This window comes from Microbulbifer epialgicus (genome assembly GCF_041447265.1).
GTDB classification, from domain to species: domain Bacteria; phylum Pseudomonadota; class Gammaproteobacteria; order Pseudomonadales; family Cellvibrionaceae; genus Microbulbifer; species Microbulbifer epialgicus.
Genome location: NZ_JBGMEK010000015.1, coordinates 1 through 11,378 on the forward strand (window position 1 = coordinate 1; position 11,378 = coordinate 11,378).

Sequence of the window (11,378 nt, forward strand, 5' to 3'; positions counted from 1 at the left end):
AGGTGTCCACTTGTTGATTGGTGGACACCTAAATTACAGCGTAGAACTTGGCTGAATAGATGGGATTACCGGACGGTTACGGTTAATCTACACGCTATCTCAGGAGCAGATATATCGGATTTCCTGGCTCGTCAAAGATTGAGCCAAAGCAGGAGCTACGCCGTTACGCAAGGTAGATATTCACAGCCTGAGCTACCATGCAAGGAAGTGAATTAAACTCACATCTTTACCGTCCAGGGTACGCACAATCTGCGTACTCTAAACGAGAAGTGAGCACAGTCGAATAGATCGCCCACGTCGTCACGAATAGAGACTCTGAAGCAATTCAGTAATGTCCTCTCAATATTCTGCTGAGGCATATCTCCCCTACAACTCACATATTGATGATACCCACTCGTCCGCAGTCTCAGCCTAGCCAAAGGGGGGAGGGGAGGGTTAACTTCTATCCCTCTCAAATAAAGGTGTTACAGGTGTGCAGGTGTTACAAAATGGCTGCAGGCCTCATGGTTATTGGCTTTCCGCTGTCACACCTTTTTGTTACCCCTAATCTGTTATAAATGAAGGGTGTAACAGGCCAAACCTCACTTCCAAAACGGTAGTTCCAATTGAGATTGAGTTAATTTCTGAAAAGATCAATTCACACACATGTCTGACTAACTAGCTCAATTGATTGCTAGGCACTTAGCAGTACAATTGTGGTTCAAGTCGGTCTAAAACCCTACCACTAACCATCTACACCCAATGGTTAGTTTGTGTATCGGAACAGGGAAAGCCTCAATATCTAATGGGCGCGTATCAAAAGGAGAGAAACATGGAACAGTTTGTATTAATACTAACCTTGGCATTAAAACCAGTAAGCGGTGAGAGTGGAGCAAGTGTGGCAATGGCTGAATTTAACAGTAAAGAAGCTTGTGAAGCAGCGGCTTCCGAATGGAAGCGCCAGGTAGTGGCACGCTATCCCATTAAAATGAGACCGGACCACGCATATATAGCCCTCTGTATGCCAAAATAGAGCGAGGGGAGTTAAAACCTCCAGAAAAACCTTCGTATCCCACAGAAATCTCAATACTCTAAATATTGGTAAGTGGTAGTGGTTTAGACTTGATCTGACAGTTACCGGTTTTTCAGAAGATGTTCTGTCAGGTCAAGTTTGAAATACTATAGATAAATTATTTAGGTGCTGCTCCGATCTAAATAAGTGGAAATTCAAGTCTAAATTATTCTCCCTTACTCCCTCTATTATCTTGATTACCTCTTTTATAAACTTTCAAGTCTTTACGATGCTTGTACTCTTCCAGCTTATCGAAAAATAGCTGTAACTCTTCCATAGAGCTGAGTATCTAGGGGCTTTGATTTGGCATAATAAAGCCGAATATTATTGGTACTCCACGTAGCGTGCCTAATACCTATTCCTCGTGGATATTCGGGCTCCTCATTACATTCACCACACCCGACAAGCACAACTCTCATTCATTTCAATTTTGCCCCCTTGCTTATCATTTGAGCCTTAATCTGAGCCGCATAGATAGTGGCCTTCGTACGGGCATCTTCCGGTGAGACTTCCCCCTTTTGCGGTGCGAACTGCTTTTCCGTATTGGACTGTGGCTTATTCTTCTTTGTCATCATCCTTGCATATCTCTTCTATAGATTTCTGGGTACCAGAGGCGAGGTGATCAGGCTCCTCAGTATCCTCGGAAATTTTCTTTAGTTCACGGCTGCGGCGCTTAGCAAATTCTTCGATTTCCTTTTGCGTCCAGTCCTTCCTTTGTCTGGCCTCAGCCAGGCGTTTCATTTTATCTTTATCAGTCATCACAATATATCTCTTGTCAGGTAGTTGCCCTTGGCGATGTACTGATATCCGTATCTCTCGTAGAAGGCTCTCACCGTTTCATTAACCGGATTCATGATCCTAATATGATTGGCACTGATCATCCGCGCATAGATTTCATACGCTAGGATAATCGTATCGAATACATTGGAGCGTTCGCCTAGGTCGCGCGGCATGGCTTCCACTACATCCAAGCGCATCCCTGTAGCATGATAGGTAGGACGGCCTAAAGAGATAGCCGTAAGTATATTGTTTTCCCATACGGCGATTTCAAAACGTTTGGGGTAGCTTTTCTCGTAGTAGCTGTAGTTTTGCGGCCAGTCCCAGTTGTACTGCCGAAGCCTTGAGGATACCCAGTTTTGGGTGGCCTCTAGGGCCCGAGGGGTTATCTGGGTTAGTTTCAAATTACCCGTTAGTGAATTCTGTGTTACTTCCAAAGCGAGTGCGCGCAGCTTCTCGTAGCGCTGCTCTGCCTCGATCCTTGAGGGTAGTGACATTGTGTTACCTCACTCCTTGAAGCTGCTAGTCCTTTTTCCACCATACCACAAGCTTGCCGTACGACTCAGTGGGCCTTTACACTGGGTAGTGAATCATCTTGTGATTTCATGTATTCGGCAAGCCCGTATTGGCAGGAAAATTACTATTACTCCTTATAGGTGTCAGCCTTCAAAAGGCTGAACAAACACACCAGTTTCCCCTTCAAAGCGAACACGACCAGTAGCAAGTAGAGTCTGCTCAATAGCTACAAGATTCTGAATACGCACAGAAGGGATTCCATCCTCTCGATCAATTTTGTTGACTGTCGAAAGGCCCACTCCACTTTTTTCTGCCAGATCTTGGGCGCTCCATTTCAGGCCACTCCTAGCCATCCGTACCTGTATTCCCGTAATCACTTGTTTATTCACCCTGTCTTATGATTACAAGATGGTAACAATAAAAGTTAACAAGTTAACAATTTTTATTGACAATATAATAAATACAACCAATACTGTTATAAAGTTAACAAAAATTATTACTTTTGGTGGATTCAGGGGGAGCTATGGGAAACCTTCTAGCGGATTATTCAACGGTACCTACTCAAGTTTTTCTATCTCAATTACAAGAGCTACAGGCACTTTGCCGTGCCCGAGAGTTAATCATGGATTGGTCCCAACCTGGACCCCGTGAAGCAGCCCTAAAGGCTATCACCCAGGAGGAAATGGCCATACTCCCAGGGCTACTATTTCCACTTAAACGTTCTCTACAGGAAAATGAATCATCCTAACTCAATACTAAGTGGAAGTTGTGTACAGGAAGGCTAGTGGGAAACATCTAATAAGAAAACGAGCCAATTATCAAAATTGAATCGCCGGTAGGTACCGCCTAACCATTAAGTTTTCTGGTGCCACAAATTTTCACAGATGGGTTCAACTACTGATAGAACCTCAATACACTCATTCTCAGTATAAATACATTAATGAACAATAGAATCTTATCGATAAATATTGCAGCTAAACATGTGAAATCGCTCAATTAAATCTAATGCTTTTGTTCGCTGAAATGTAGCGTCTGGATTACTATCGTACTCTCAGGTGATAATGAAAATCTGATATCTACTCTGTGGAAGTACATCGGGCCAGCCAGCGGAAACCATATACGCAATGCTTGCTTATTGGAGAACCTGTCACAGTAGGACTCTAAAAGTATTCGAAAACCTTCTGAGTCTTCACGGATTGCATTAAAAGAGATGTCTCGATACTCAGGAAGTGGGATCTAGCTTAAGCAGTATTGCCGAATGGCGACAAAAGCGTGATCTATTGTTAAGCGCCAAAGGAGTCGGAAATGTATTGGCCTACACCCTGATGAGTGAACTTCCTGAATTTGGAAAACTGAATCGAAAAAAGATTGCCGCACTCGTGCGGTATCGCCCCCATGAGTCGAGATAGCGGAAGCTTTCAGGGTAAACGCTATATTCGTGGGGGCGCCACCGTGTGCGTACAGTGCTGTTTGTTTTCATAATGTCGGCGATACAATGCCACCTCAAATTAAAACCAATATAAAAGCACCTGGTCGACGCTGGTAAACCCAAGAAAGTGGCTCTTATTGCATGTACGAGAAAGTAACTTACCAGTTTGAATACAGTGTTAAATCCAACACATATTGGAATGAAAATATGGCTTAAAAGCTTGATTAAGAACCATAGTTACTTGTTATGTGTGGCAACTACCCAGTTCATTTATTTCTAATTGAAAAGTATGAAGTGACCAGAATACTTGCTAATGCCGAAATAGAAGGGCCCTGATCTATTTTATTTTTTACTCACCAGAAGCCTCTTAAGTAAATACCCCTTATCTTACTGTCTATTCTTTATGTGGTCATACCCATCTAATCTGTGAATGATAGGGGCCACTTTGTCGCTGGGTATACCTAGCTTTTCATATAGAGCAAAAACAAGAAGTGTTTCTATAAATATAGACTTCTTATATAGGCTGCTATCACTTTCGTGGTAATCATTAGCGTGGGTTATGTCATTTCTAAGTTTACAAATACCTCCAATATCATTATTAGAAAAAATCCATTTTTCTCGTATTTCCGCTGGTATAGTTTTATAGAAATCGCCAATGCATTTTTGGGTGTTGTATTTAGAGTCATTATATCTAGGCAGGCCTCTTAAGAAGCTATTAACTGATTTCTTATCGTTAAACCTTTTAATAACACATGGGCGAAATTTGTCTATTAGTGAGTTCAGAATTTCTTCATCAACATAATTCTTTGATTTGTAGACAAGCGACTCAAGAAGCCTGAAGTACCCCAAAAAGCGCTCTTCAATACTGTTCATATCTCTATATTTTCGATATTTTTTCCATTTTGATGAATCATCTTTATCTAAGGAGAAAAAGCGGCCAAAGGACGAAATATCGAATTCGGGATATCCAAATGAATCGAACCTTAAATCTCTACCCAGTGGGTACAGAGGGTATTTGCTCTTACGTTGGTGGCAGTATTTGGTATGAGGGTAATACAAAGATGCTTTCATTGTAGAGTACATAGTAGTGTTGAAAGCAATTTTCAGGTTAGTAACACTAATATCATTACCAATGATAAAAGACATTAGGTTATAGAGTCTATCATACAACTCTTTAAGGTAGTCCAACGGCTTTTCTTCAGATAGGAGAAGATGGAGTGATGGTGGGAAATGTACGCCCGAAGAAAAATCGCTCGCAGAATGATAAGCACTTACGTTGTACTTTAAAATGATACGGCCGATACCCTGAAGTGATGTCGTAAATTGGGTGGGATCAAATCCTTTATCGTTGAAAAGCTTCTTTTCTGCATAGTGCTTTAGTATTTTTTCTTGAGTGTTCGTATGAGCAATCCAGCTTTTGGCCTCTTCGAAATCTACTGAAAAACCTCTGAACTGCTGCCTTTCATACACTATACCTGTAAAGTACACCAAATAGGCAACTTCATATACATGCTCAAAAAATCCATTTTTATTATACTCTAGTACTCCGGATTCAGTGCGAATTGCCTTTAAATTCTTCAATATGTATGACTTTGTATAAGCATCACACCATACTTCATCAATATCTGAAAGCCCAAAAGAGCATTTTCTATCTTCGGTTACCTCACCCTTCACTGTTAATGTTACTTTCTCTGGAGATAGTTCTAGATGTCCTGCAAACCGGTTTTCACCATCGTGCACCCTCACGGCAAAAATATATTCCTTGTTAAGCTCAAGATTCTCTATATCTCCCATGATTCCCCCATAAATTAAAGCAATAGATTCTATTGTACTAGCAAAGACAGGAATTAGTGGAGTCACAGTAGTACTAGGTCGTATGATATTAAATTGTTACCTTGGCCCGGTTGGTTTCCCAGCAAAGCTCTCATTCATAGTGGAAAATAGCCCAATGATAGTTAGAGGGTTTTATTTTTTCTCATTTCTACTTCTTAGAAAAATAACCCCGCAATGTGTTTTTAAAAGTGGAGGCGAAGCCGTAGCTTTTAAAAATCCGAGCCATTGCTTTGTTAGAGTTGAATAGGCACACACTTAATGTCCCCAGATAGAGTAATTTCTGCTTGACTGAATGAAAGTGGAGCAGCTCTCTGCTTAGACCATGCTAAGACTTCCTGCCTGTCTTCCGCTTCAATTTTAGCTCCAAATATCACACCAATAAGCTGTTTTGGTTTGAAGGATAAAAACTGGTTATTTAGGTGAGGAAGAGGCGGCTGCCATGGCTCTGCCGCAACACAACGAAACTCCTCTTCATAGCTCCAAGCTTCTCTCTTAGCCAATATTGTAGAAAATAGGATTTCTTTCTCATCTTGTGACGTAATATCAATTGGACGCCGAGCCCTCATGTAGGCGACTTTCATTGCAACACCAAATTCACCATCAGAGGCATCAAAAACTAAAGCAAGTCCTTTGTGACTGTCACCATAATGGGCCCACATTAGCTCACTAGTTGAGGTGCCAGACAAGCTAAATACCCGCCACTTGCTATCAATTGCTTCCTGATTTCGGATAGAGATCTCCTCGACCTTACTATTATGCTGTTTCACAGAAAGTGATCGTAACCATGAAATGAATTCATTTTTTGGTGGTGGAGATGGTAAAAGTCTTTGAGTATTCCATGCCCATTGCTCAAAGTGTTCTCTATATACTGGATCATTCAGATCGCCAAGCTGAAAGACAGGTTTCCCTTCTATTGGATCGTTTAGATCGTTTGGTTTTGACAATCTTACCTTGTGATTTAGAACGATATCTTTTACACGCTCTTTTTGAGTTTCATTTGCCAGGCTCCTGTATTTATAAAGGCGCTTTTCTGACAGTGAGTTTCGAGCAGTTTCAAAACCAGGAAATTGATCACTAATATCCATATCTATATGTTCTCTAACACTTTGTTCACCGGTATATTGCGAGCGCAGCGAGTAATTGATCCGCATGCAGCAACTTGTTATATGCTGGACCCGCCAATTCAGTTCGTCTCACTTAGAGCAGCGTCCAAACTTTCTAAAGCAGAAATCACCTCGTTGACAGTATGCTGATCGAACTCAGATAAGTCAGTCTCCTCATGTGTGCCTTTGTTCAAGTACGACCAGTATGCGTCTCTTCCATTTTGACCTAGCACAGTAGTGAGAGCAGACACTATCGGCTCTTTATTGGGTATTTTTGACTGTGAACGATTCAGCTTGGATTTTAGATTTTCAGCTAATGCCCTTAGATCCCATGGTGCTGAAGGAGAACGACGAGAGACACTAATTAGGCTGTCCTTCTTATCACTATGCTTTCCGTAATGAAACCAAGTTTTTTCACATAAGTTCTCTAGCGCTCTTCTTGCCGACATCAACGCGTCGCGATACTCGCCTTGTGCATATAGTTCGCGTGCAGCTAATACATAATTTTTAGGTCTCTTTAATGAATCTACTTGGATATGGTCTTCGCCAGCGCTTGATAGGAAAATATATGACTGAGACGCATGTGACTGACTCTTACCTAGCAGTTGGTGTGTGTTATTAAAGAACTCCTCTCCATGCACTGCCAAAATGATCTGACAACCCTTGAAAAAATCATCAACAAATAACGTTTCCCTAATGGCACGACGATGTTCATCATCAATTGCGTTCACAGGGTCGTCAAAAATAAGTACCGGACAGCACTCTTTTATGTTCTTAGCAAGTAATATTGCTAGCCCAAGGCAACGGATATGACCCTCACTCAGAATATGGAGAGCATCAAATAAGACAGAAGGGTCTTTCAAAAATGTAATTCCCAGCCGTTGATTTTGAGATAATGGAAGTTGAACAGAAGCTAATTGATCTGCTTCTGAATCGTAACGATTAAAAGCATTGTAAAGTCTCACAACTAGGTCGCCGAGGTCGGCAACCAACTGGCTCGGCAATCGATTCTTATATGCATTCAATCTTTCGACAAAGCTCTTATAAGAAACTGCAATTTCTTGATTTTTTTGCACTTTGGCATGCTCAGCATCCACATCAGCTATAAGTTGCACATTCTCCGTATCAAAACTGGTGATTGCCTGTTGCGCAGCAATAATTGCTTGTTTAGCTGTGTTACTGCGTGTTTCTAAGATAGTAATTTTCTCTTTAAAACAGCGCAAACGATTTAGCTCATTTCTCTTAGCTGAACGTATAGGAGTGTCCTGATCAGTCTTTTTGTCGGCTTCCTCGAGATGCTTTACCTGATATTCCAGGTGCTGCCATGGCGTTAAACCATCCGCTAACCGTTGCTGCAAGGAGTGCCACCATCCGATATCGACTTGTGAATTGGGTGAAATATGAAAATTTCGGATAGCATTGTTTTGTGGCAGAGACATCAAACAAACATTCAATATTTGCGAGAGGTCCAGCAACCATCTACTAACATTTTGTTGAAGCTGTTGTACAGTTCTCTGAAGCTCTGCCAAGTAATGCAGCTTTTGAAGTTCTTCACTAGCATTACCGTAAGGGTTTACGGATACTTGAGTGAGGGGCGTTTTACACGCTGGACAATGCTCTGGACTACTCGGTTGTAGCTGAATAACTGCGTCATATAGATTCTTGAATGATACCTCCTGACTTGCATTTTCCAGATCTTTTTGCTTCAACTCTAGCTCGCTGAGGCCGCTGCGAATGGAGCTGCCAAGTGTCTGCAATGCGCTAATTGTTAAGTTGGTTTTACTTGCTTGGGGCTGTTGCAAATCAGTTTCTAGTTTCTGGATTGCTCCTGAATTTTCATCATCACCGTTTAGTTCAAAGACCAATTGGCTAAAGGTTGCTCCGTCACGATACTGGGTGGCTAGTGCTTGCTCCTCAATATTTAGCTTTTGTAGCTCTGCTTTGTTAGTCGCTATCTGCTGCTGCGAACCAGAAAGTGCCTGCCTTTTTTGCTCTAACTGAGCTGCTTTAACACAAGTAAGATCAATATATTTTGGGTCAAACTCAGAAGTGAAATTGCGTACAAACTCGTTGAACGAGTCTAAGCCAAATAACGTTGATATAAGCTCAGTTTGCTTGGCGGGTGCCTGAGCGGCAATTCTAGAAAAGTTATCTATACGATTTTTTTCAGCGAAACAAAATCTAAATAGCTCCTCATTTGCTTCAATTACAACCTCTGCGCCTTGCTCGTTTAAGCCTGTAACAACTGGCGACGCAAAACGATTAACATGTGCGTTTTTCAGGTAATCATCATGATCTCGAAAACGCTTGCTTTCCGCTTCAGCTACGCTACCCAGAAGGCTATATTCAAGGGCTTCGCAGAAGCTAGATTTGCCAGTACCATTCGGACCGTATATGAGGACTAAACGGCTTTCTAAATCAAAAATCTCTTGCCTAGAGAAACCACGAAATGGCCCCACTGCCATGCTTTTTATCTGAGTAATGGGTGAAGTTTTCTCAGCGGTAATGTCGGGTAAAGACTGAATCTCTATGCCTAAGGTATCCCAGTTAGTCTGGGCCAAGGCAACCATTTTCTTAACCCGCTGGCCTTGGTAGGTTCCTAGAGAAGCAAGTTCATCAAGGTTTGTCAGGACGAGGTTCGCTAGCTTGCGCACTCCCGGAAGAACTTCGCCTGAATCCAGAGTTCGCAAAAATCGTAGATATTCAGCCTTAATCACAATAATCCCTTAAAATTTTTATTCAATTCCTTCACTTTTGGCACCTGTTAGCAAAGGCCTATGGTGTTCTCTAGTGGTTTTTAGATACTAGCTAGATATGTATTCGGGTTAATCTTATTTGATTATCTTGGATCGGCAATGGACCATATCTTGCGCTAAGATTGAGATTTTTCAATCACTTACTGGGCATTCCCATTTTTTCAGGCTTTGGTATATAACGAGGGTGTAGAAAAACTCAGCCCTCTTTTCGTATTGTGCTTCTACGTAAAAAATAGCCTTCTCATCAGTGAAAACTAAATCAGAATTCACACAGAATCAACATTTGATCATATTCAAAGGGTCATAGATACACATTTGTTTTTCTACAGCTTGAAACGCCGCGCTCAGACGTAGCTAATTTGGGGCGCTTTATGTGCAAAAATGGGAGCGAAGCGACCGCGTATAAAGTACTCAAAATTAGGCAGTCGGACTGCAGCGCATTGTTATAGATTGCAGACCTCGCTGAACTGTTTGCTAAATGCTGATTGCACATTAGGGAAGTAGCTACTTTTTGACACAAACCTATTTAGAACATCTCTAGCAGAGAAAAACTGCTTTTTTTCTTCACTGGACATGCCTTTATGAAATAGATAGTAATCTTCATCAGCGCTCATCGCCGTCTTTTCCGATGTATAGAAGGAATCATTGGCCATAGCTAAATCCACTCTATTTTCCAGTGAACCAATTGAAGTTACTTTTAACGAGAAGCTAGGCACCAATTTCGCGATCGTACTATCAGTATTAAGTAGACTCGGATCGATAATATTCAATTTTTCTGCTACATAGATATTTAATTTGTTGTGGCGTACCTGATATTTTACAAATGGCTTTATGATTTTGAAAGCTACCTTATCCTCTTCGAAAAGATTTTTTGTGGCTTCTAGCATCGATACACTTTGAGAATTTAAATATTTTTTGTATTGCTCGATTTCACATGATGCATTTGCAAGACTGCAATACATAAGGGATATCAAAAAAACTACATTCTTCACTTAGATCTCCATGATCTATAACGCCTTTAGCAGCGGCCGTAGTGTAAGCGCGAAGCACCGAAACGGAGGTCCAGCCCCGAAGGGGCGATGCCGCCTAAACTTGTTATGTGTTTCACATTCATACTTTCTGTACCAATTTTATTTGGCCTGAAGAAAACAACCCTTGCCACTTATTTGAACCTTCAGGTAAAACATATTCGATTTCAAAAGCCTCTACTTTTTCTGAATTCTGGTAAACCATTAACACAGCAGCTCGATCACCAACTTCAGCTTCGGGCACTTCTGGGTTTTTTGCGGCGACTTCGACAGCGTCGTATTCCGAAATTTCATTGCTCATAATTCGGTTTTACACATAACGCCTGCGGCAGCCGCTGACAAAATGGGCGCTTGTTTTGCGGCCTTTTGCAAAACAAGTGACCGTTTTGGCAGTCGGTTGCCGGCACTTGTTATGCCTAATCCTCAATATACTTGCCTTCCAAACCTGGTGCTCGTTCTTTCATAGCTGAGAAAAAGTGTTTTGTAAGCAGTTCAACACTCTCATCAAAATCATAGCCATGACTTTGTGACATGCCATTTGCAATATGTTGAGCGATATCACTTAGAATATTACCCCACGCCCATAATTCATCAGGTACTTCTTCATCAGTATCTGCGTCTTCATACATACCTAGCAATAGTGCTAGATGAGGTTCTCCATGTGCAAGCCAAAATCTAACCATTTCAGTTGCATTCTCATCTCCCTCAATAGTTGAGGGTACTTCAAGTTCTCTCATTGAATTCTATTCCATTCGAACGTTCTAGCTGGGGCATAACAGTTTATTAAAGAGCCAGTGGCTCACTACCCATTTGGCCACTATTTCTGATGTAGACCCCTCAAGCTATTTAAAAAAGCCTTTATTTGCAGTAGGTTATAAATTTCCG

At 41.5% G+C, this 11,378-nt stretch carries 11 protein-coding genes; 2 read left to right on the forward strand and 9 right to left on the reverse strand.

Annotation, left to right across the window (positions count from 1 at the left end):
- Nucleotides 1-811: 811 nt before the first annotated feature.
- The gene (locus ACCI49_RS08825) at nucleotides 812-1,012 is read left to right on the forward strand and encodes a hypothetical protein (RefSeq protein WP_371838595.1); all 201 of its coding nucleotides are present in this window, start codon (nucleotides 812-814) and stop codon (nucleotides 1,010-1,012) included.
- Between the two features lie 594 nt (nucleotides 1,013-1,606).
- Here ACCI49_RS08825 and ACCI49_RS08830 read toward each other — a convergent pair.
- The 3 genes from ACCI49_RS08830 to ACCI49_RS08840 form a co-directional block, all read right to left on the reverse strand.
- Entirely contained in the window at nucleotides 1,607-1,813 is a 207-nt protein-coding gene (locus tag ACCI49_RS08830) for a hypothetical protein (protein ID WP_371838596.1), read from the reverse strand.
- The gene (locus ACCI49_RS08835; RefSeq protein WP_371838597.1) at nucleotides 1,810-2,325 is read right to left on the reverse strand and encodes a hypothetical protein; all 516 of its coding nucleotides are present in this window, start codon (nucleotides 2,323-2,325) and stop codon (nucleotides 1,810-1,812) included. The genes ACCI49_RS08830 and ACCI49_RS08835 overlap by 4 nt, the downstream gene beginning before the upstream one ends.
- 162 nt (nucleotides 2,326-2,487) lie before the next feature.
- Nucleotides 2,488-2,721, reverse strand: a complete 234-nt coding sequence (locus ACCI49_RS08840) for a helix-turn-helix domain-containing protein (protein WP_371838598.1) — start codon at nucleotides 2,719-2,721, stop codon at nucleotides 2,488-2,490.
- A 146-nt stretch (nucleotides 2,722-2,867) separates the two neighbouring features.
- On the opposite strand from ACCI49_RS08840, the gene ACCI49_RS08845 reads away from it, so the two are divergent.
- The gene (locus ACCI49_RS08845; protein ID WP_371838599.1) at nucleotides 2,868-3,092 is read left to right on the forward strand and encodes a hypothetical protein; all 225 of its coding nucleotides are present in this window, start codon (nucleotides 2,868-2,870) and stop codon (nucleotides 3,090-3,092) included.
- 1,068 nt (nucleotides 3,093-4,160) lie between these two features.
- On the opposite strand, the gene ACCI49_RS08850 is transcribed toward ACCI49_RS08845, so the two are convergent.
- The 6 genes from ACCI49_RS08850 to ACCI49_RS08875 form a co-directional block, all read right to left on the reverse strand.
- Entirely contained in the window at nucleotides 4,161-5,567 is a 1,407-nt protein-coding gene (locus ACCI49_RS08850; RefSeq protein ID WP_371838600.1) for an ApeA N-terminal domain 1-containing protein, read from the reverse strand.
- 272 nt (nucleotides 5,568-5,839) lie between these two features.
- Nucleotides 5,840-6,691, reverse strand: coding sequence for a DUF2971 domain-containing protein (locus ACCI49_RS08855; RefSeq protein ID WP_371838601.1), 852 nt, complete (start codon nucleotides 6,689-6,691; stop codon nucleotides 5,840-5,842).
- Between the two features lie 98 nt (nucleotides 6,692-6,789).
- Nucleotides 6,790-9,426, reverse strand: coding sequence for an AAA family ATPase (locus ACCI49_RS08860; RefSeq protein ID WP_371838602.1), 2,637 nt, complete (start codon nucleotides 9,424-9,426; stop codon nucleotides 6,790-6,792).
- Nucleotides 9,427-9,908: 482 nt separating this feature from the next.
- Entirely contained in the window at nucleotides 9,909-10,457 is a 549-nt protein-coding gene (locus ACCI49_RS08865; protein WP_371838603.1) for a hypothetical protein, read from the reverse strand.
- A 118-nt stretch (nucleotides 10,458-10,575) separates the two neighbouring features.
- Nucleotides 10,576-10,794 carry a hypothetical protein gene (locus ACCI49_RS08870; protein WP_371838604.1) on the reverse strand — a complete coding sequence of 73 codons (219 nt, stop codon included), beginning with the start codon at nucleotides 10,792-10,794 and terminating at the stop codon, nucleotides 10,576-10,578.
- A gap of 115 nt (nucleotides 10,795-10,909) precedes the next feature.
- Nucleotides 10,910-11,230 (reverse strand): DUF5076 domain-containing protein, encoded by a 321-nt coding sequence (locus tag ACCI49_RS08875; protein ID WP_371838605.1) that lies wholly within the window; start codon nucleotides 11,228-11,230, stop codon nucleotides 10,910-10,912.
- Between the last annotated feature and the right edge of the window lie 148 nt (nucleotides 11,231-11,378).

Bases quoted from the DNA above. Each gene is read 5' to 3' on its own strand.
- ACCI49_RS08855 (WP_371838601.1), bottom strand. From the start codon at position 6,691: ATGGATATTAGTGATCAATTTCCTGGTTTTGAAACTGCTCGAAACTCA.
- ACCI49_RS08875 (WP_371838605.1), bottom strand. From the start codon at position 11,230: ATGAGAGAACTTGAAGTACCCTCAACTATTGAGGGAGATGAGAATGCA.
- ACCI49_RS08870 (WP_371838604.1), bottom strand. From the start codon at position 10,794: ATGAGCAATGAAATTTCGGAATACGACGCTGTCGAAGTCGCCGCAAAA.
- ACCI49_RS08850 (WP_371838600.1), bottom strand. From the start codon at position 5,567: ATGGGAGATATAGAGAATCTTGAGCTTAACAAGGAATATATTTTTGCC.
- ACCI49_RS08835 (WP_371838597.1), bottom strand. From the start codon at position 2,325: ATGTCACTACCCTCAAGGATCGAGGCAGAGCAGCGCTACGAGAAGCTG.
- ACCI49_RS08825 (WP_371838595.1), top strand. From the start codon at position 812: ATGGAACAGTTTGTATTAATACTAACCTTGGCATTAAAACCAGTAAGC.
- ACCI49_RS08845 (WP_371838599.1), top strand. From the start codon at position 2,868: ATGGGAAACCTTCTAGCGGATTATTCAACGGTACCTACTCAAGTTTTT.